Source organism: Nocardiopsis sp. CNS-639, assembly GCF_000381685.1.
In the GTDB taxonomy this organism is placed as follows: domain Bacteria; phylum Actinomycetota; class Actinomycetes; order Streptosporangiales; family Streptosporangiaceae; genus Nocardiopsis; species Nocardiopsis dassonvillei.
On sequence record NZ_KB906858.1, the window covers coordinates 258,546 to 278,996 of the forward strand.

At 72.3% G+C, this 20,451-nt stretch carries 12 protein-coding genes; 8 read left to right on the forward strand and 4 right to left on the reverse strand.

From position 1 onward, the window contains the following. The first annotated feature begins 57 nt into the window (after positions 1-57). From G011_RS0110460 to G011_RS0110475, 4 genes are all read left to right on the forward strand, one after another. Complete coding sequence (locus tag G011_RS0110460) at positions 58-1,020, forward strand: serine hydrolase (RefSeq protein ID WP_019608419.1); 963 nt, start codon at positions 58-60, stop codon at positions 1,018-1,020. A 190-nt stretch (positions 1,021-1,210) separates the two neighbouring features. After that, the gene (locus G011_RS0110465) at positions 1,211-1,654 is read left to right on the forward strand and encodes a YchJ family metal-binding protein (protein ID WP_019608420.1); all 444 of its coding nucleotides are present in this window, start codon (positions 1,211-1,213) and stop codon (positions 1,652-1,654) included. A gap of 141 nt (positions 1,655-1,795) precedes the next feature. Further along, complete coding sequence (locus G011_RS0110470; protein WP_019608421.1) at positions 1,796-3,445, forward strand: hypothetical protein; 1,650 nt, start codon at positions 1,796-1,798, stop codon at positions 3,443-3,445. Positions 3,446-3,542: 97 nt separating this feature from the next. Next, complete coding sequence (locus G011_RS0110475) at positions 3,543-4,946, forward strand: metallophosphoesterase family protein (protein ID WP_019608422.1); 1,404 nt, start codon at positions 3,543-3,545, stop codon at positions 4,944-4,946. A gap of 171 nt (positions 4,947-5,117) precedes the next feature. On the opposite strand, the gene G011_RS0110480 is transcribed toward G011_RS0110475, so the two are convergent. Then, a complete protein-coding gene (locus tag G011_RS0110480) occupies positions 5,118-7,406 on the reverse strand; it encodes an N-6 DNA methylase (RefSeq protein WP_019608423.1) in 2,289 nt (762 codons plus the stop codon). Between the two features lie 264 nt (positions 7,407-7,670). On the opposite strand from G011_RS0110480, the gene G011_RS0110485 reads away from it, so the two are divergent. The 3 genes from G011_RS0110485 to G011_RS0110495 all read left to right on the forward strand — a co-directional run bounded on the left by G011_RS0110485 (position 7,671) and on the right by G011_RS0110495 (position 10,296). Further along, positions 7,671-8,378, forward strand: a complete 708-nt coding sequence (locus tag G011_RS0110485; protein WP_019608424.1) for an MgtC/SapB family protein — start codon at positions 7,671-7,673, stop codon at positions 8,376-8,378. A 67-nt stretch (positions 8,379-8,445) separates the two neighbouring features. Then, complete coding sequence (locus G011_RS0110490; RefSeq protein WP_019608425.1) at positions 8,446-9,462, forward strand: SEC-C metal-binding domain-containing protein; 1,017 nt, start codon at positions 8,446-8,448, stop codon at positions 9,460-9,462. Positions 9,463-9,675: 213 nt separating this feature from the next. Continuing rightward, the gene (locus tag G011_RS0110495) at positions 9,676-10,296 is read left to right on the forward strand and encodes a hypothetical protein (protein WP_019608426.1); all 621 of its coding nucleotides are present in this window, start codon (positions 9,676-9,678) and stop codon (positions 10,294-10,296) included. On the opposite strand, the gene G011_RS0110500 is transcribed toward G011_RS0110495, so the two are convergent. Next, a complete protein-coding gene (locus G011_RS0110500) occupies positions 10,245-11,213 on the reverse strand; it encodes a hypothetical protein (protein WP_019608427.1) in 969 nt (322 codons plus the stop codon). The genes G011_RS0110495 and G011_RS0110500 overlap by 52 nt on opposite strands. Before the next feature lie 614 nt (positions 11,214-11,827). Here G011_RS0110500 and G011_RS0110505 point away from each other — a divergent pair. Continuing rightward, entirely contained in the window at positions 11,828-12,238 is a 411-nt protein-coding gene (locus G011_RS0110505) for a hypothetical protein (RefSeq protein ID WP_019608428.1), read from the forward strand. 58 nt (positions 12,239-12,296) lie between these two features. Here the strand turns inward: G011_RS0110505 and G011_RS0110510 are convergent, their stop codons facing one another. Further along, positions 12,297-16,994 carry a DEAD/DEAH box helicase gene (locus G011_RS0110510; RefSeq protein WP_019608429.1) on the reverse strand — a complete coding sequence of 1,566 codons (4,698 nt, stop codon included), beginning with the start codon at positions 16,992-16,994 and terminating at the stop codon, positions 12,297-12,299. Then, the gene (locus G011_RS0110515; RefSeq protein ID WP_231391415.1) at positions 16,991-20,419 is read right to left on the reverse strand and encodes a hypothetical protein; all 3,429 of its coding nucleotides are present in this window, start codon (positions 20,417-20,419) and stop codon (positions 16,991-16,993) included. The genes G011_RS0110510 and G011_RS0110515 overlap by 4 nt, the downstream gene beginning before the upstream one ends. Between the last annotated feature and the right edge of the window lie 32 nt (positions 20,420-20,451).

The window sequence follows — 20,451 nt, forward strand, 5'->3', positions numbered from 1 at the left end:
GTCTGTCCGCGGCCTGCCGCGCCGCCCCGATCCGCCGAACGAGGGAGGGCCCCTTCCATGTCCGCCGACCGCACACCCGCCCGGTGCCGACGCGCGGCACGGTCCGCCGCCGTGGTCCTCGCCGCCGCGCTCACCGCCGGGGCGGCCGCCGCCGCACCGGGCACCGCCGCGACGGAAGCCTCCGCGCAGGAGCCGATCTGCACCTCCGAGTCGCACCCCGACCTCGCGCGACGGCTCGACGAGGGGATCCGCGAGCGGGCGGACGAGCGGGAGGGGACGATCGCCGTGGGGGTCTTCGCGCACGGCGGCGACCTCACCTGCGGACTCGACCCCGACGCGGAGTTCGACGCCGCCAGCGTCGGCAAGGTCGTCGTCCTCGGCGCGCTGCTGCGCACCGCCATGGACGAGGACCGGGAGCTCACCGCCGAGGAGAGGGACCTGGCGACCGCCATGATCACCGTCTCGGACAACGACGCCGCCACGGAGCTGCGCAACAGCGTCGGCGCCGAGCGCATCCAGCGGTTCCTGGACCTGGCGGGCATGGACGCCACGAAACCGGACCCCGAGGGCTACGTCGGGCTGATGCGGATCACCGTCTCCGACCAGCTCACCCTGCTCCGCCTGCTGCGCACCGACAACGACGTGCTCGGCCGGGAGGAGCGCGAGTTCGCGCGCGGCCTCATGGGCGACGTCATCGGGGAACAGCGCTGGGGCGTGCCCTCGGGAGCGCCCGCCGACGCCGAGGTCCACCTCAAGAACGGCTGGCTGCCCCACACCGGCACCGACCTCTGGCGGGTGCACAGCATCGGCGGCTTCCGCGGAACCCCGGTCGGCGACTACGACATCGTCGTCCTGACCGACGACAACGACGGAATGCGGTACGGGGTGGACACCGTCGAGTCCGTGGCGGCCGAGGTGCACTCCGGCCTCACCGGACAGGACGTCCGGAGCGTGACGCCGCCGACCGAACGGATGTCGGAGCCCCTGTCCGACGGCTCCGACGGTTCGGGCCGCGCCTGAACGCGGGAGCCGTTTCCCCGCGTGCGGGCTCCGGGGGCGGCCGACCCCGGCCAGGCCCCGGCCCGGCTCCGCGGCCACCCCTGCTCCACAACGGCCCTGGCTCCGCGACCGGCCCGGTTCCGCAGCCACCCCGGCTCCGCGGCCGCCTCGGCTTCGGACCTGTCACCGCCAGCGGGGACGGGACGCCACAATGGAGGGCATGTCGCAGCGCAAACCCCGTCACCGCACGTCCCCGCCCCGGCCCGCGGCCGATCCCGAGGCGCCCTGCCCCTGCGGCGGCCCGTCGGCCTACCGGGACTGCTGCGGCCGCCTGCACAGCGGGCGGGCCACGGCGTCCACCGCCGAACAGCTCATGCGTTCCCGCTACAGCGCCTTCGCGGTCGGCGACCGCGACCACCTCCTGCGGACCTGGCACCCGAGCAGCAGGCCGCGACGCCTGGACCTGGACCCCGGCACCGAGTGGGTGCGCCTGGAGATCCTGTCCACCACCGGGGGCACCCCGTTCCACAACGAGGGCACGGTCGCCTTCCGCGCCTCCTACCGCGAGGGCGCCCGCGACGAGGCGCTCGTCGAGAACAGCCGCTTCGTGCGCCACGAGGGCGCCTGGGTCTACCTCGACGCGCTCGCGGACTGAAGGCCCGCCGGGCCGCGTGAACGGGCGGCGGTACGCGGCGAACAGCGTGAGGTGCGGGCGAGGTCACGCTCCGTCCCCCCGGCACGATAGGAAGGGAGGGCGCAACCGACCGAACGCACCCACACGGACACGGAGCCCCACATGACTCCCCAACCTCCCGGCCCCCTCGAACAGGGCGAGGTCCTCCAGGACCTCGCCGGGCGACTGGTCGCGGTCGTCCCGGAGGGCTGGCAGCAGCTCACCTACCTGGCCAGGGTGATCGGCGCGTACCGCGCCGACATGCTCGCCGTCCAGGAGGCGGACGGCCGGGTCCGGCAGCTGGAGGTGCCTGGCGGCGTCGGCGGCCTGGTCGACGCGCTCAAGCGGTCCGGGTTCCAGGAGGGTGCGGGCACCTGGCTCTCCATGGTCCTCTCGGTCCACCACTCGCACCGGTTCAACGTCGAGTACAACCACGACACCGAGCCCGACCTGCCGTCCGGGACGAGCCCGCTCGTCTACGCCCAGGAACTGGAGCGCTTTCCGCGCGCGCACGACCGGATCCCCGACTGGCTCGGCGCCCGGCTGGAGCAGGCGCGTGAACTGGATCCCGAGCGGATGCGCGAGGAGGTCGGAGCGGCCCTGGTGCGGGCCTGCGAGCGGGAGGGGCTGCGCGCCGACTTCCTGCCGCCGACCCGCCTGCGCGTGTTCGACTTCGGGGGCGCGATCCTCATGGAGGCCGACATGAGGGACACCTTCGACCAGGCGGTCATCGCCGCGGAGGACCAGCGGACCGACCTGGCCGCCCGCTTCGCGGACTTCATGGCCGGTGCCGCGAGGGAGCGGGAGCAGGCCGCCGACGGGTCCTCCGCCGAGGCGTCCTCCACCGGTACGCGGGACGCGGACCCGGCCGGCGCCCCCTCCCCGCCGGACCCCGACGACACGGTGGCCGTCTCCCTGGCGGCGGCCTTCGCCGAGGCCGGGGTGGGCGCCGCCTTCCAGGGCGCCGACACGCTCGTCGTGACGCTGCCCGACGGCAACCACGCCAGCGCCGACATCAGCGGACTGCGCGCCGCACTGAGCGAGGCCACCCCCGAGCAGATCGCGCACAACACCGCCCAGTTCGCGCGCACGTCCGTCGAACAGCTGAGCCAGGCCACCGGACAGGGCGGCGGTGACACGGACGGGCGGCTCCGGGTGCGCCTGTACCCCGCCTCCGCCTTCCCCGAGGGCGTGCTGGACTCCCTCCTGACCCGCGAGATCGCCCCCGGGCTGTGGCAGACCGTGGTCGTGGACGCCTCCGACTCGCTGCGGCCGCTGCCCCGCCAGGTGCACGAGCGCTCCGGCCGCCCCGACGGCGAGGTCTTCGCCGAGGCGGTGGCCGCCTCCGTGGCCGAGACCGTCGAGGTCAGCGAGCACGAGGTCAACGGGGCGCACATCGTGCACATCGGCGGCCAGCACCCCTACGTGGCGGCGCACGCGCACGACCTGGACCGCCACCTCGGCGGCCTGCCGCACGGCGCGCTCGTGGCCTTCCCCGTTCCCGAGGTGCTCCTGGCCCACCCTCTGGGGAAGGGCCACCCGATCGCCGCCCTGGACCACATGCAGCAGGTCGCCGAGCGGTTCGCCGCCGACGGCGACAAGCCCGTGAGCGCCCAGCTCTACTGGTGGCACCCCGGTTCGCGCTCGCGCGATCAGGGCACGCCGCCCGACCTGCGTCCCGTGGGGGCCAGGATCGACCACGAGAACAGGTCGGTGGAGCTGCTGACCTCCGACGAGGAGTTCGGGCCCATGCTCGACTCCCTGGTCGGGTAGCTGGCCGGGTAGACCGGGGGAGCCGTCGCGTGGGCGGCTCCCCGCCGCCCCTTCGCGCCCGCGGCACCGGTTCGCCGTCAGAAAGGACAGGTCCCTCATGCCCGACGCTTCGTCCCGCGCTCCGCGGCCCCGCCCGGTGCCGCCCCGGTCTCCGCGGGACCGCTCGGCCGCGTCCGCTCCGGTCCGGCCCCGTTCCGTCGCCTTCCGCGCGCTCGCGGCCCTCGGCGGCGCGGTCCTCACGATCGGGCTGGGCGCCTGCGCCCCCGAGGCCCCGCCCGAGCGGCCCGTCGACCGGGTCCTGCTCTCACCCACCGCCGAACCCAGCACCTCCCAGACCGTGACCTGGCGTGCCTACGGCGCGCGGGAGGCCTTCCTGGAGATCGGTCCCGAGGACGAATCCGCGGAACCCGCCCGGGTCCGGGGGCGGGCCACCGGAGGAGAGGAGCCCGGTTCCACCTTCACGGCCACGGCCACCGGCCTGGAACCGGACACCGCCTACCGCTACCGGATCGGTACCGGTGGCGAAGGCGGCGAAGTCGCCGGAGGGGGCGGCGGGGGCGGCGACGCGGGCGGAGCGGTGAGCGACTGGCGCACCTTCACCACCGCCGCCGAGGGGGCCCAACCCTTCAGCTTCCTGTACTTCGGCGACATCCAGAACGACATCACCGACGAGGCCGCCCCCGTGGTCAGGGCCGGGCTGGAGGCCGCGCCCGAGGCCGAACTGGCCGTGCACTCCGGCGACCTGGTCGACTCGGCCGACAGCGGCTCGGAGTGGGACGAGTGGTTCGACGCCTTCGGCCCGGCCACCGGGAGCATGAACCACGTGGCCACGCCCGGCAACCACGAGTACGACGACGGGCTGAGCGAACACTGGGTTCCGCAGTTCCGCGGCGCGGGCAACGGCCCCGACCAGGGCGCGGACCTGGCCGGGACGGTCTACCACACCGACTACCAGGGCGTGCGGTTCGTGGTGCTCAACTCCAACTACCGCGAGGTGCCCTCGGACGGGACCGAGCGGTGGCTGGACACGCAGCGGCGGTGGCTGGAGCGGGTACTGGCCGACAACCCCCACGAATGGACCGTGGTCACCTTCCACCACCCGGTCTTCTCCGCCGACCCCGACCGCGACAACGAACCGCTGCGCGAGGCGTGGCTGCCGGTGCTGGAGGAGTACGACGTGGACCTGGTCCTCCAGGGACACGACCACTCCTACACCCGCGGCAACATGGCCGAGCACCGGACCGCCGACCCCGGCACGCACACCGGCCCGGTCTACGTGGTCGCGGTGACCGGCCCCAAGACCTACGACGCGGCCGAGGGCAACTGGACCGACCACGGCGCCGAGGTGCGCGTGCAGCGCACCGACACCCAGACCTTCCAGACGGTCTCGGTGGACGGCGACACCCTGGAGTACCGGTCCCGGACCGCCGACGGCCGGGTCGTGGACTCCTTCACCATCGTCCAGGACGGGGACGGCAAGCGCGTCACCGACGGCTCCTGAGGCACCGTCCCCCGTCGCACGCTTCTTCCGGGCGGTCGGCGCTCCCCGGTTACGGCCGGGCGAGCGCCCAAGACGGTTGGGCCGCGGACGGCTCCCAGAGCGGTCCGACGTTCCGGAACCGCCGTGCGCGCGGAACCGCGGCGCGCGCGGCGGGCCGGTGCTCCCCAGTCCTCAGAAGGTCTCCCAGCGCCCGGCGACCAGATCGGCGGCCTGGTCGGCCAGCTCCTCGCCCCACCCCTGGAACTCCAACAGGGCCTCCCGGAAGCGCGCCACCCTCCGGAAGAGCTCCCCGTACCGCCTCTGCTCCTCCACCGGCAGCACCGGAAGCCGCATCCGGGACGGGTCGATCCTCAGACGGCCCCGCATGCTGCTGCTCAACCGGGTGATGTTCCGGCTCTCCCCGGAGCTGGTGACGAACCCCGCCAGGAACCACGGGTCCACCGCGCCCGGGTTCGTGCGCACCACGTACAGGCCGCCCCCCGGGAAGGCGCCCGCGTCGTCCCCCGTCGCCACCCGCGCGGCGGGCCTCGGAGCCACCGCGGGGATGAGGACGTCGCCCTCCTGGATCGGGGGGTTGCGCATCGGGTCGGCGTCCACCTCCTCCGTGCGCGAGGCCCCCGCCCCGCGGGCCACGTCCTCACCGGTGACCACCCTGGCGCTGGTGCGCGGGCCCGCATCCTCCGCCGAACGCCGGGGAAGGGGCCGCCGGATCGTCACCGACCCGGCCCGGGCCAGCTCGCCGAGCGTGACCACCCCGACCGCCTCGCCGCCGGGCCCGACCCGCGGCGCCTCGGGCAGGAGCGTGCGCAGTGTGCGCAGCGCGCCCTCCAGGCGCGTGCGCCGCTCGGCGAACAGGTCCAGGTCGTCCGCCGCGGCGCGCGGAACCGGAAGGCGCGTGCGGGGGGTCAGGTCGACGTCCTCGTCCAGCAGGTCGGCCACCTCCAGCGTCCGCGCCACCCCCGGACGCTCGTCGAACCCCTCCGGGCCGGACAGGTACTCCCTCCAGAGCCGGTCGATCCGGCCGAGGACCCCGCCCGGCGGGCAGGTCTGCCCGGGCTCGTGCGGGGCGGTGTCCACGAGCAGCACGGGAGCGGGGACCGCGTCTCGCTCCGGTCGGCGCAGCACCCACAGCTGGAGGGGAACGGCGTAGTGGGCCGCGAACCCGGGCGGGAGCGAGACCACCGCGCAGAAGGCGCCCGCGCGCAGCAGCGACCGGCGGATGCGCCGCCCCGAGGGGCGCTGGGCGGCGCCCGGGGGCATCAGCACGACCGCCGAGCCGCCCGGCCGGACCAGGGACAGGCAGTGCTGGACCCAGGCCAGGTCGGACTCCAGGCGCGGGGGGACCCCGTACGTCCACCGGGGGTCCTCCACGAGCTCCTCGACGCCCCAGTCGCGCTCGCCGAAGGGCGGGGCGCACACGACCGCGTCGGCGCCGTCCGCGCCGTCCGGTGTGTTCGGAGTGAACGCGGGCAGGCGCAGCGCGTCGGCCACCCGCAGGTCCGTCTCCCCGGTCAGGGCCCCGGCGAAGGCCAGGCGCAGGGCGGCCAGCCACACCGAGGCGGCGTCCCGGTCCTGCCCCAGCAGGGCGCGCCGTCCGCCGCGCGCGGCGGCGAGCAGCAGACCTCCCCGCCCGCAGGCGGGGTCGGCCACGGTGCCGGCGGGACCGTCCCCGTTCCCGGTGGTGCCTCCGGTCACGGTGCCGCCGCTGCCGTTGCCGGTGGTGGTGCCTCCGGCCCCGGTGTTCCCGTTGCCGTTCCCCTCCGCGGACACGGGGTTCCCGGCCCTGGCGTTTCCGGCCCCGGTGCTCCTGCCCCCGCTGCCCTCGGGGCCGGATCCGGCGTCCGCGATTCCGGTCAGAGCCACCATGAGGTCGGCCAACTCGGGCGGGACCGTGTGCGAGCCTGAGGGGGAGCGCTGGTCCAGGCGACTGAGCAGGTGTTCGAAGGCCGTCCGCGGATCGCTCTCCCGCGCGGCGCGCACCGCCGCGTCGGCCAGCGGCGCCAGTCGGGCGTCCGGAACGGGTTCGGGGCGGCGCTCGGCCAGACCGGCCAGGCCCGCGTTCTCCAGGAGGCCCTCGAAGTCCCGCCACGCGCGCCCCGCCAGCGCCGACCCGTCCTGCTTCCCGGGTCCACCGGCGCTGTGTCCCCCGGTGCCGGGGTCGCGGCTCAGGTGCCACAGCAGTACCCCGGCCTGGACGAGCGCCGCGTCGACGGGGACGGAGCCGCGCAGGGAGTCCAGCGCCTGCCACAGGCGCTGGTCGGGGTCGATGCTCGGTGCCCGGCGGTGGGTGGACAGCCACTCCTCCACCTGCCCCAGGTCGAACCGGGGGCTGCGGTCGGTGCCCCCCACCGGTCTGGGGAAGTCCTTGTGGCGGCGCCGCCAGTTGCTCACCGCCGTCGGCTTCACGCCCGCGATCCTGGCGATGTCGGCCGAGCTCACCTCCACCTCACCGGCGCCCATGGCTTTCCCCACCCGTTCGGGACGACAGCAGACCGGTCACGACTATACACACGCGTTACGTGAAAACCCTGTTCGCGAGCTTCTGAACTGCGAGATCGTGGTGGTTGGGCGGCTTCACAGGAGTACGGGTGTACGCGGGGGAGGACCGGGTAGCCGTGTCCAGTATCCGGTGAGATGGGTGCAATGTCGCGAACGTATCGGCGTTCCGGCACCGCGGGCCCCTTCGAAGCGGACCGGACGGGCGACCTGTGGAGGAGCGGGCGGATGTTGGAATGGTGGGAGGCCGCACTCCGGCTCGGCTGCGCGTTCGGACTGGGCGCGCTGGTCGGCGTCGAACGCCAGTGGCGGGCGCGCATGGCGGGCCTTCGCACCAACGCGCTCGTCGCCGTGGGGTCGGCGCTGTTCGTCCTGCTGGCCGCCTACTCCGTCGACGAGGTCAGCCCCACGCGTATCGCGGCCCAGGTGGTGTCGGGCATCGGCTTCCTCGGCGCGGGCGTCATCCTGCGCGACGGCATCAACATCCGCGGCATCAACACGGCCGCGACGATCTGGTGCGCCGCCGCCGTGGGCGTCCTGGCCGGAAGCGGCGTCTACCTGGTCGCGGCGATGGGCGCGGTGGCGGTGGTGGCCGCCAACGTCCTGCTGCGCCCGGTGGCCCGGCGGCTGCAGAAGAGTTCGCCCGTCAACTCCAAGGACGAGGAGACCGTCTACCGGATCCGGATCGTGTGCACGAACGCCCAGGACCCCCACGTACGGGCCCTGCTGCTCCATGCGCTGTCCGAAACCGAGTTCACACTGCGCTCCCTGGACTGCCGCCACCTGGAGGAGGACGAGGAGCTGGTGTCCGTGTACGCCGACATCTTCGCGGGCGCACGCCAGGACGAGGCAGTGGAACAGCTGGTCAGGAGGCTCAGCCTGGAGCCGGAGGTCTCGTCCGTGCGCTGGCAGCAGCTGGACGAGGACGCCGAGTGAGCGCCTCGGCCTCCCGGTTGCGGTGAACGGGCCGCCCGCCGTTGCGGCTGCTCCTAGCCTGGTGGACATGAACGAGCACGTCTCCTCCACCGCCACGGCCGGTGATGACACGCCCCTGACGGCCGCGCTCCGGGAACTGGACCTTCCCAGCCGACTCCTGAATGACCTGGCCGCCTACCCCGACGACACCGGCGAGGTCCTCGTGGATTCCGCCGCGGAACTGCGCCGTGCGGGACGTGCCACCCAGGCCCGCCGCCTGCTGGAGACCGTGCGCGAGCACCCTCCCACCTCGGAGGGCGGCCAGTACGCCTCCGTCGAGCTGGCCGACCTCCTACGCAAGAGCCAGGACCCGCGGGACACGGCCGAGGCGGAGCGGATCACCTCCGAGCTGCTGCGCCCCGGCCGCCTGGGCCAGGGGCCCGCCGACCTGCTCGGTGAGTACATGCGGGAGCTGGAGCGCTGGGACGAGGCGCTGCTCTGCTTCAACATCGCCGCCCGACACCTGCTCGCCGAGCCGCCGGAGGAACTCGCGGAGGAGGACGACCTCTCCCTGTCCCCGCTCGTCAACCGCCTGCTGGCGCGGATGAAGCTGGGCCTGCCGTACGACGACCACGACGAGGTGGCCCTGGCCGTGGCCCAACGGCAGGCGGAGGACGCGCTGGGACCGTCCTACGAGGAGCAGGGCCGGCCGGCGGAGAACGGCCCGGACCGGGAGGTGGAGGCACTCTACTCCCGTGCGGCCTTCGACGGGGCCCGCGATCGGGGACTGCTCAGCGGGGAGACCGCCGGGCACGGCGCCGACGTCTACTACCGCGCCGCCGAACGGAGCCTGCGCGAGCGCGACCGCGAACACCCCGGGACGCGGCGGGGCGTGGTGCTGCACGGGGTGGAGGACATCGTCGAGTTCGCCGAACGCTCCGGCCTGGACCCGGCGGACGAGGACACCGCCCTGACCTGGGCGGAGCGGGAGCTCACCGCGGACGACCCGAGGCTGCGCTCGTGGCCGCCCGGCCGCAACGAGCCCTGCTGGTGCGCTTCGGGGCGCAAGTACAAGAAGTGCTGCGGGTCACCGTCCAACCGGTGACCCACACCGCCTTCGACGCCGATACCGATCCGGGCCCGGATGGCGGTGATCCTTGCCAGCGGTGGCGCGGACACGCAGTGGCACACGCTGCCTCTCGGATCGTCACGGTTCGGCTGCTTCGGCGGCTGATCGGCACGCGCCCCCGCTGTACCCCACGACCACGCCTGTGGAGAACCACGGACAGGGCACGGGTTCTCTGCCACCATCGGTGGGATGGAACTCCGGTCTCACCACGTTCGTACGTTCGTCGGCTCCGCGGACGCGCGGACCGTGGACCTGTGCGTGGGCGGCAGCGCGGTCACGGCCGTGTACCGCCCCGTCGAGGAACAGGGCAGGCTGCGTGCGGGCGGCAGGGTGCTCGGCCCGCGCCTGGGGCTCTACCAGGTCCTTCAGGCGCTTCCCCTGGGGGAGTGGGTGCCGGTCGACGCACTGACCGAACGCGAGCGACGCATCCTCCCCGCGCTTCCCACGTGGACGCGTTCACGAAGGAACCGGCGGGTTCGCCGGATCGCGGACGCCCCCGTCCGGCTGGACCTGCTCGTCATCCGGGGAAAGGGGTGGCTCGACGTGCTCGACCGGGCCTGTGCGCTCGGCCCCGTCGCGCCCCGCACGGTCGTGTGCCCACCGCTCGGTGAGGACCGACAGCGAGCGTGCTGGGAGGCGGACTACTACGGGGTGGGACTCGCTGAGCACGGCGGCGGCGGGGTGAGGGTTCTGGTGGGGCCCCGCACCGGGGTTCCCGAATCCGCCGCGGCGCTCCACTGGCGCCTCGCCGAGCGCGTTCACCGGACCGTGGAGGAAGGAGAGCCCACGTCCCCGGCTCCCGCCCAGTAGCGCAACGCGTCCGAGGCCCTGAACGTGTCCTGCCTGGGGGAGATCGCTCTGTTGTGCCACTCGTATTCGAGATGGGCACGTTGACACATTCCCCGCCACCGCGCCCTCATGTCCTCATAGGAGTGCTCGGAGCGCAGTTCCCTCCACCACCGGGACCAGAGCGCCATGTTGTGGGCGTGGGCCCCTCCCGTGTCGGAGGTGTCCTGGAAGTCGGTGAGGGGCCTGCCCACCTCACCGTTGTCGCGTGCCTCGCCCCATTCGACGCAGGGCAGACAGTCGCACCTTCGGGAGTCCCGCAGCCGTTCGGCGAGGGTGGAACCGTGGAAGTAGCCCATCAGGGCGGGCATGATGACGTCGGGACTGTACTTCGACCCCGGTCCGCCGCCCTGCTTCCCCGGAGGGACCGCGTGACGGACCGAAGCGGTGTCCCCGATGGAGGCGAACGCCGCCCCGTGCGCCATCGCGTCCAGTGCGGCCAGATCGGTTCTGAGCAGTGCGGTCTCCGGACAGGCGCGGAGGACCTCCCGCAACGCCCTCGCCCTGGCCCCCGATCCCACCGGGTTCCCCCGGTCCCCGAGGATCAGCGCCTTGGGCACACGCGCACGTCGCAGGGAGGCGACCAGGTGCTCTCGGCGGTCGGTGAGCCACCGCGCGTCGACGGGTACCGAGAAGACCACGCCCCACACGTCCGCCTCGTTGATCTGCCTGACGGCCTCGTCCAGCGCCCGTCCTCCCGCGTCGTCACACCGTAGGTACCGGGTGGGGGACAGGACCAGGTCGACGGGGTTCGACGCCAGGTGTTCGAGGGTCGCTCCGACGCCCGTCCGCCGTGTGTCGACGCGGAGCTGTCGTTCGAGCGTGAAGGGTTCCTCGGGGGTCGCGTGAAAGTCCTCGTACGCCGAGGGGTCCAGGACCACGGGGCAGCCAGGGCCCTTTTCCCTGACGAATTCCTTCGCCTTGTCCTGTGCGTTCTTTCCGGAGAAGACCACACCTGCGGATTCGGCGGAAACCCTGTCCAACGGTGCGCTGGCCGTGCCCTTGACATGCAGCAGGACGCGGCCGCGTACGGCGGCGAGGGGATCGGACGGGGCGCGACTGGCGGACGGGGACGGCCCTGGGGAACGGGGCACCGCTTCACCTCGTGGTTACGCGTCGGCGTTCGCGGGGTTTCTGCCCGGTGCCTGTTCGCCGAATCCCACATGGCCGGTTGAGGCCACTGGGCGTGTGCGTGCTGCGGCTGGTGTTTTTCGTGAGGTGTTCGTGTGGTGGAAACCGGAGCTGCGGTCCGGGCAGGTGCCGGGACCTCCGGTCCGCTCTTCAGCCAGGGTTGCCGAGGGACGGGGCGGAGCGGTACATCCAACACATAGACGAAAATTCAGGATTTTCATATTGGGAAATAATGTACCGATGTGTCGCCATGCCTTTCCCTCTCCTCGTTTGTTTCACGCGCCGTGTTCGCGTCCTGTGTCGGCCAATTTCTGGGATGTGCGCCTCTTGATGGTGTCGGTGCGGCCGGTCAAGGATTGTCGGTATGGCCAAGAAGAAAACGCGCAGCCCCTGGCGCTACTGGGGTGTGGCGGTCATCCTTTTCGCACTTTTCGGATGGTTTCTCCCTGAAGTGGGGCCGATGTGGATCGCGGTCGCCTCCGCGGTCTCGGTCCTCTACGTCTTCTTCCAGATGCCGTTGCCGTGCGGTGCCTGGAACCGGGGCGAGAAGACGCGGTGCCGTAACAACTCACCGGGACTGCTGCCGGGGTGCCACATCGAGCAGCACCGGTGGCAGACGGCGAAACTCATGGTGCGCACGGGCGGTTGGGGAGAGCTCCGAGCCAAGGTCTTCGCCAGCTGGAAGAGGGCCCTTCCCGCCGTCGTCTCCGCCGCCACGATCGTGTCCGGGGTCGCCGCGGTCGCTCAGCTCGCCGTCGCCGTGGCCGTCGCCTGAGAACGCGGACGTGACGCGCCCGGGGTCGGGGGTCTCCTCGACCCCGGGGCCATACCGGTCATCCCAGTAGTCTCTCCAGCGCCCGCAGCGCCGCGTCACGTCGCAGCCGGTCGTGGAAGTGCTGGTTACGGTAGTTGCGCAGGCAGCTGTAGCAGGACGTCTCCACACCGCAGTCACACCCGGCCACCCGGTCGTGGGCGGCCTCCAGTACCTGCGGGAAGTTGGCGGCGATCCTGACCGGGCCTCCCGCCCCGCCGGGCACCGTGTCGAACAGCACCGGGTTCATGGTCCCGCCCACACGCCGGAACAGCGTGCCGCCGATGTCGTCGCGGCTGATGTCCAGGGCCGACGAAGCCCCCTCCAACAGTGCGAACAGCAGCGAATAGCGAACCGGGTCGTTCGCGCGGCCCATGTCCAGGGCGCCTCCGAAGGAGACCTCCATGATGTCGGTCTCGTAGCGGTGGGCCAGGGACAGGCGACGGGTCGGACCGTCGCAGTCAGTGCCCTTGAGCGGGTGGGGGTGCTTCTTGGGCTTTCGACCACTGGCCACCCCCTGTCCCCAGCCGCACCGGTCGCAGATGAGGAACCCGAGCCCGCTCGGTCCGTCGGCGACGGCAACCAGTTCCCCTCGGCTCCCCGCCCGGCACAGCACCTCGCCACCGGTAAGGCTCCAGGGGTGGTCCTCTGGCTCGGCGGCCAGGTTCACGACGTGGGTGAACCCGTGCCAGGAGATCCTGGGTGGCACCGATCCCGCGGGTTCGACCTTCGCACTGGCGACGAACCCGAACTGGGGGACGCAGTACTTGGTGGGCGCGCCCTTGTACGCGGTTGAACACGACGGGCACACCTGGTCCAACTCGTCCCGGGACTCCGCGTAGTGCCCGCACCCCTCACACACCCGGTAGTAGTTGACCAACAGCTCCTTCCCGGGCAGTCGGTACACCCCCGCCGACGTCCACCGCTTGCCGCCCGCGACCACCGAGCTGCCGGGGGCGTACTCGTAGATCGCCGAGGACAGGTCGCGGGCCAGCTCCAGGCTGCGGCCGACCGGCTCACCGGAGTGGTGGGTACGCAACTCCACGGTGTCGATGGGGAACCCGTACTTGGGCAGCACGTTGCGTGTGGCCAGGAACCCCAACAGCGAACGCCCGGTCACGGTGTTGATGGTGCGCTCGAAACGTGCTGCCAGGGAGCTGTTGCGGGCCTCGAACGCCTCCAGCCGCCGCTGTTCGAAGTCGGCGACGTCGGCTGTGACCTCCTCGCCCAGGATCCGCAGCATCTCGCGCAGGTGGGACACCCACGCTCCGCCCTCCAGATCCAGTTTTCGGGCGACCTCCTCAGGCAGGATGCGCTCCAGCGCGGAGGTCACGTGGCCCGGGACGGGGGAAAGGAAGTCCGCGACCCTGGTGTAGGGGGCGGGGGAGCCCTCTCTCTCCGGACGGAAGAACTCACCGACGGTGTTCCAGGACTCGCCGGTCTCCCGGTGCCATTCCCGGAAGAACGCCGCCAGCGCCACCGAGTGGGCGTGCCTGCGGTCGATGCGCTCGTTGGCCAGTGGCACGTAGGGAGCCCGCACCTCCCCGGCGATCATCCTCTCCGGCTCCTGGTAGCGGAACATGTCGTGGGAGCGGCGCTGGGCGTAGGTGACCACCAGCGCGGCGGAGTCGGCCCGCCGTCCGGCCCGTCCGGCCCGCTGCACGTAGTTGGCGGTGGTCGGCGGCATGTTGCGCATGAACACCGACTGGAGTTCGCCCACGTCCACCCCCAGCTCGAAGGTGGTGGAGCAGGACAGGGCGTTGACCCGGCCCTTGACGAAGTCCTGTTGGATCTCGGCGGCCCTCTCGCTCGACCACTGGGCGGTGTGCTCCTGCGCGGTCAGCGCGACCGGGTTGAGGGTGCGGTACAGCTGCCGGTAGTGGTCCTCGTCCTTGTCGGGTTCGGGGACCTCGTAGAGCACCAGGCTTCCCGTGCAGTTGAGGGTGGGGCACACATCGCGCACCGACACCGGGTGCAGACGCAGGCAGCCGTCGCACTGGTAGGGGGCGTTGCCGGGCTCGACCAGCTCGACTGTCAGGTCCCGGTGGCTGACCTGGAGGACTGAGCCCAGTCCCCGCTCCTGGGAGGTGACCAGCCAGCCGTCCTCGGCTTTGGCCAGGGTCTTCCACACCGCTTCCAGGACCTTGGCGGGGTCCTCGTCCACGTCCAGCCGTTCCAGAAGGCGACGCATGTAGTCGAGCCTGCGGTTGACTCCCTTGGTGGGCAGCCAGCTCAGGACCTTGCGGGGGCGGTCACTACCCTCTAGACGCGCGAAGATGGGACCGCGCCGGGGAGCGAACACCTCGTCGTCGGGGGCCACCTCCTCGGGCATGGTCAGCGCTCCCTGCTGGCGCAGGGTCCGTACGAGCTCACCGAACAGGTTCCACACCTCGTCCTCGCCGAGCCCCAGGCGCTGGGTGAAAGCAGGCGGGATTCGCACGCCTTCGGGCCGCAGCAGGCCCACGCGCAGCAGTCCACGTCCCTCCAGGGACTGGCGGTCGTCAGTGGTGACCATCTCGCTCAGCACCCAGGGGGACACGGTGTTGATCCGCTCGTACCTGGAGGCCTTGCGGTCGAAGAACCCGGCGCGCTTGGCCGCCTTCGCGGTGGCGTCGACGAGATCCTCCACCCCGATGTGCTCGTCGGGATCGGAGTCGTGGATGTCGGCCATCGCCTCCAGGATGAGCCTGCGCCGCTGGAACACCTCGTAGGTACTCCGCAGGTAGGGGGCGAAGAACGCCGCGGACTGCCGGCTGTCGCTGAAGGTGAGGAGTTTGCGCCCGCCGCCGGGCCGATCGGCCACCTTCTCATCGGGGTCCTCTGGCAGAGCCTGGTAGAGCGCGGTGGCCACGACCGCGGCGGCCGCGTCATTACCGCTCTGGAAGCGGCGCAGGGTCTCGGAACCCCGGGCACCGCAGCGCAGGCATGGGGCGGTGTCGGGGTTGCGGCTCTTGCTCTTGATCACCCGCACCGGGCGCATCGCGCGGGCCGGACACGACACCGCGCAGGGGCCGTTCGCCTCGATGCAGACCGTGCCGCAGCCGGTGCACAGGAAGCGCGGTTCGGCCTTGTGATCGCCGGGCGCCTCCAGGGTGTCGTCGTCATCGTCCACGGTGGTGGGTGCGGTGCCCAGGTAGAACCACTCGGCGGCCTCTCTGGGAGAGCGCTGGGGCACCAGACGCCGCCCCTGGCCGTCGGGGACCTGGGTGCCCATCACGTAGACGTCGCCGCAGCGTTTGCAGGCGCCCAGCTCGAACGCGGGCGCCGCGCAGGTCTCGCACTCCTCGTGCCGGGCCAGCGACACGTGCGGTCCCTGCTCGCCCAGGCAGGTGAAGGCCCCGTCCGTGGCCCGGGTGAACAGGTGGTAACGGGCCGACAGCAACGGGTTCCCGCGGTCGTCGCACACCCTGCTGCCCAGTGCCACCAGCGAGGCCAGAGCCCGCGTCCGTTCGACAGGGGTTCGTGTCCCCTGGCCATCCTCGACGCCGGGGACCGCGGTGAAGAGCTCCTCGGCCAGTTCCTCCAGGGGGCGCGGTCCGTCCTTGGCCATGAGCACCCGCAGGTACTGGATCCTGCGTTCGCCGGCCAGGAGGGCGGAGGCGTCCGCGCCGCCGATCACGTGGCGTCTGGCCACGGCGGCCAGGGCCCTGGCCGGATCCTCGGCCTCGGCCAGAGCCTGGTACTCCAGGACGGGGAGAGGCCCCCACGTGTTCTCGGTGACGGTGTCGCGCCGGGTGGCGGTCACGAGGTCCTGCCGGTCGGGGTCGGCATCGTCCCACTCGAAGGGCGCGTGGAACAGTTTCGTGGCGAAGTCCATGACCTTGTGCGGGTCATCGCCCACGGTGGCGCTGGTGGCGATGCACTGGAGCTGACGGTCGGGGGCGACCCGGTCGCGCAGGCGCCGCAACAGCATGGCGATCTCGGCGGCCTTGGCACCGTCGTAGACGTGCGCCTCGTCCAGAGCGATGAACTTCCAGTGCCCGGCGTGCGCTCCCTCGAACAGGTCCAGGTCGGCTGGACGCAGCAGCAGGTACTCGAGCATCGCGTAGTTGGTCAGCAGCAGGTGCGGTGGACTCTGGCGCATCCGCTCCCGACTCAGCAGCTCGTTGGGCAGGACCCTCTCACCGTGGTGCAGGGCCTGGTAGGCCTCCAGCGCCTTGGCCTCACTCTCCTTCGTCTCACCCGTGTAACGGCCGAAGGTGATGTGGGGGCTGACGGCCAGTAGTTTCCGCAGTCGCTTGAGCTGGTCGTTGGCCAGCGCGTTCATCGGGTAGAGCAGCACGGCCCGCACTCCCGGGCCCAGTTCGCCTCTCTCGTGCTGGCGCTCCAGCTCGTTGAGGATCGGGACCAGGAAGCTCTCGGTCTTGCCCGAACCCGTACCGGTGGCCACGACCAGGTTGCGCCCCGCCCGAGCCTTGCGGATCGCCTCCTCCTGGTGCACGTACAGAGGCCGTTCCAGGTCGATGTCGGGCCCGCTCCGCGAGAGGAACCCGCGTGAGAGAACCCCTTCGCGAACGAGCTCCGCGGGGGTGCGGCCGGTCTCGTAGGGCGGGGTGGCCTCCAGCAGCGGACCCTTGGCCAGCAGCTCGCTGGAGGCGATCCGCTCGTCCAACGCCGAGGCGAGCACGGGGTCGCGCACCGGCAGCAGCGATCGCAGGTAGCGCCGGTAAGTGGTGCTGATCTGTGCGCTGACGTCGATCGGGTCGAGTCGCCGGGTCACGGCTGCTCCTCGCGGTTGGGGGTGCGCTCGGCACCGGAGAGGGTGAGTTCGGCCAGGACGATGTCGGTGGCCACCAGGTCGGGCGCGGCCTTGGCCAGGCACTCCCAGGTCCTGCGCTGGGCTCGGGCGAGGGAGGTGAACAGGGGGAAGCCGCGGGCGCACAGACGCGCGGTGACGGCCATGGCCAGGGAGACGGCGGGCAGGTTGAGCCACGGTCGGGCGGCGGGGGTGTAGCGCGACCGGACCAGTGCCGTCGCGGTGCTCTGGTAGTGCTGCTCCAACCGGGAGAGGCCGCGCAGGACGGGGTGGACGATATCGGCGCCGTGCTTGCGGACCAGGCGAAGGTCCGGCGTGTCGCGGACGGTGAACAGGCCCAGGGCCGCGTTGGTGCGCGAGTCTCCGTCCAGCAGGGCCCGGGGGACCACTCGTGCGGCCCGCCACAGCGCCTCGAACTGCTCCTGTGACAGTGCGGTCATGCTCTGGGTGGCCGCGTCGAACCGCCCCGTGCCGCCGTAGGGATCGGTGCCGTGCTCCAGGATCTCCCTGGCACCGCGCCCGCAGCGCTGCTCCATCTGTTCCAGGAACTCGGCGTGCCCGGGCTCCGGGGCGTCGAGGTCGCACCGGGCCAGGACACCACCGCCCGCGAGACAGGCCGCCACGGGCAGGCGGCTCCACAGACCGGCCGCCCACTCCGGATCGCCTCCCGCGCCGAGCGGTGCGGCGGCGAGTCCGGAGAGGACCAGGGCGTGCACGCTCTGCTGGGGCGACAGGTCCGCGTCCGGGTGAGTCAGCAGCGCGTCCAGGGGACGCGCTGCCAGGGCCTTGCGGGCCCCGAGCACCGCCTCCTCCGGCAGCCCCGAGCGGTGCAGCAGGTCCGCCGTGCCCAGGAGCCGCCAGAGCCGGGCGGTGTTGGCGGCGCTGTCCTGACCGACGGCCCCGATCAGGTCTCCGCTCGCGAAGGCCTGGCACAGGACCTCCTCCTGCGGGTCCGTGCCGTGCGGGCGTCCGGGGACGGTACAGGGCAGCAGGTTCGCGGTGCCGGGCTCGGGCCACCTGGGCCAGTCGGAGACCGCCCAGGGGTCGTCCACGTCCAGGAGCACGAGCAGCGGTCCCGCGACGCGCCCGTCCTCCGGCAGCGCGATCCGGCCCTCGGGGGAGACCGAGAGCACCTCCGGGAGACGCCAGGGAGCGTGCAGTGTGTACACCGCCGCGCTCACGTCCGGCACCCCCAGGAAGGCCTCCAAACGGATGTCCCCGTCCTGGTGGCGGGCGCCGGAGGCCAGACGGCGCGGACGGACGGCGGCCACGGGCACGACCCGGGCGGCGTAACCCACCGCCAGGTTCAGACTCGCGTGTCCGGCGGCGGTGTCGGTGATCTGGGCGAGCGGGTAGCGCGCGGTGCGCCCCGAGGCGTCCTGGCGGGCCCGTACCCACTGCAGCACCTTCGTGCCGTCACGCACGCACAGTTCGCCCAGGAGCTCGGGACTCTCACCCTCGGGGAGCCGGACCAGCAGGTCCCCGGCCTCGGACAGCGTCTCGGTGTCCAGCCGCAGCGGTTCGGCGCTCCAGTGCGGGGTGTGCCCACCGGTGGCCAGGACGCGCAGGTGCGGAGGGCGGATCGTGACGGGCAGCTGGGAGGTGCCCGCGCTGACGGTGGCCGTATGGGAGGTCTGCTCCGGAGCGAACTCGTGCACGGCCGGTTCGGCCCGTACACCCTCCGGAGCGGTCAGCTCCGAACGAGCCGGGGCCAACCCTCGCGGTTCCAGTACCCGGACGCGAGGACCGTGCGTGACCGCCAGCCCTTCCGCCACGGCTACCTGGAGCTGTGTGCCCCGGCCCAGCGGGCCGCGCACCCGAACAGTGAAGGAACCGACGACCGGAGAGGCGAGCTGCGCGAAGGGCCGCACGCGTCCGCCTCCGGTTGCAGGGGTCCGGGCCAGTGTGCGGCCGGTGTCGGCGGACAGGACGTCCACGTCCCAGGCCGTCGCCGAGCCGGCGTCCTCGGGCAGCAGGACCGTGGGCGGGGCCGCGTACCCCGGGGCTCCGTGCACGGTGGTGACCCCGGCGACGGGTACGGCCAGCTCCACCTCAGGGCGGGGGCGCCCCTGGACCCGGTGCGGAGGGCTCGCGTCCAGACCGATCCAGGAACCGCGCTCCGTGTGCAGCCGGACCAGTTCCCACCCCTGCCATCCGTAGGGGGCGTCCCCGATCTCGTCGACCCCGACGCCCGAGGAGCGTTCCAACGTGCGGTCCCCGGGGTACAGGGCCCAGACCGATCCGGGAGGCAGGGCCAGACCGGTGCTGACCAGCGCGCCGTCCTCGGTGAAGAGCAGGAGCGGATCGTCGGGGTCGATCAGGGTCAGCTTCTGCCAGGCGTCCGTGCCGTGCGGGGACACTGACACGCCGCGCGTCGGCCGGGAGAGGGTGAACACGGTCTGTTCCCCGCCCGCCCAGCGCTGCCGGACGCTGTGGCTCTCCTCGTCGGTGACGATGTTCCAGCGCACGTCCTCCCCGTGCTCGTCAACGGGAAGTTGGACGTGGACGCCGTGCACGTAGGGGTCCAGGCGAAGGCTGGGGCGAAGGGCCCGCCTCCGGGTGGGGGAGGAACGGTCCCACGCGGGCAGCGTGCCCTCGACACCGGCGAGTTCCAGGGCCTGTGCGGCGGGTCCGTGGAAGCGCTCGGGAAGACCGGCCTCCCGACAGGTCGCGGTGGCGTCGTCCTGGAGGAGTTCGAGCAGGTGCATACAGCGTTCGATGGTCTCCAGGGCGTAGTCGCGCCCGGAGGCCAGGAACCGCTGCGCGGGCTTGTCCAGGTCCCTGAGCCGGAACTGCCCGCCCAGGGCCCACTGGTGCAGTCCGTGGGCGTCCAGGCCGGGGTCGGCGTGGACCCGCCGCAGGATGAGGGTGAACACGTCGCGCAGGCAGTAGGTGGGGATGCCCGAGTGCATGACGATGGGGCCGACGTACCTGTACTGGGTGTCCGCGGTGAACGGTTCCAGCCCCAGCACATCCAGGGAGCGCAGGAACCCGTTGCCCCAGACGGTGTTGACCTGCCGGGCGGGGGGTACGCCGGTGTGCTGCCACAGGTCGGGCCACAGTCTGCCGCCGGAGTAGTGGGCCGTGGCGATACCGACCGTGACGGCCGCCGTGCACGCGGGCCAGTGGTGCAGCCGGGGCTGCATGTCGGCGTTGAGCCAGCTGGTGAAGACCGTTCCCAGGGCCTTGGCGGCCTGCTTCAGCTCTCTCTGGCTGATGGGAGCCTCGGAGACGAGGGAGACGCCGTCCAGGAGCGGGCGCCACTCGGCTTCGCGGATGTCGAGCAACTCGGAGGACGTGACCCTGCGCGGACCAGCCTGAGGCTCGTCCTGCTCGAAGGGCAGCGGCATGGGCATGGACATGGCCGACTCCAGGGGGTACGAGGTCACGGCGGGCGTCGCCGATGCTGTCAACTTAGAGA

Bases quoted from the DNA above. Each gene is read 5' to 3' on its own strand.
- G011_RS0110460 (WP_019608419.1), top strand. From the start codon at position 58: ATGTCCGCCGACCGCACACCCGCCCGGTGCCGACGCGCGGCACGGTCC.
- G011_RS0110505 (WP_019608428.1), top strand. From the start codon at position 11,828: ATGGCCAAGAAGAAAACGCGCAGCCCCTGGCGCTACTGGGGTGTGGCG.
- G011_RS0110475 (WP_019608422.1), top strand. From the start codon at position 3,543: ATGCCCGACGCTTCGTCCCGCGCTCCGCGGCCCCGCCCGGTGCCGCCC.
- G011_RS0110470 (WP_019608421.1), top strand. From the start codon at position 1,796: ATGACTCCCCAACCTCCCGGCCCCCTCGAACAGGGCGAGGTCCTCCAG.
- G011_RS0110480 (WP_019608423.1), bottom strand. From the start codon at position 7,406: ATGGGCGCCGGTGAGGTGGAGGTGAGCTCGGCCGACATCGCCAGGATC.
- G011_RS0110465 (WP_019608420.1), top strand. From the start codon at position 1,211: ATGGAGGGCATGTCGCAGCGCAAACCCCGTCACCGCACGTCCCCGCCC.
- G011_RS0110490 (WP_019608425.1), top strand. From the start codon at position 8,446: ATGAACGAGCACGTCTCCTCCACCGCCACGGCCGGTGATGACACGCCC.
- G011_RS0110495 (WP_019608426.1), top strand. From the start codon at position 9,676: ATGGAACTCCGGTCTCACCACGTTCGTACGTTCGTCGGCTCCGCGGAC.
- G011_RS0110485 (WP_019608424.1), top strand. From the start codon at position 7,671: ATGTTGGAATGGTGGGAGGCCGCACTCCGGCTCGGCTGCGCGTTCGGA.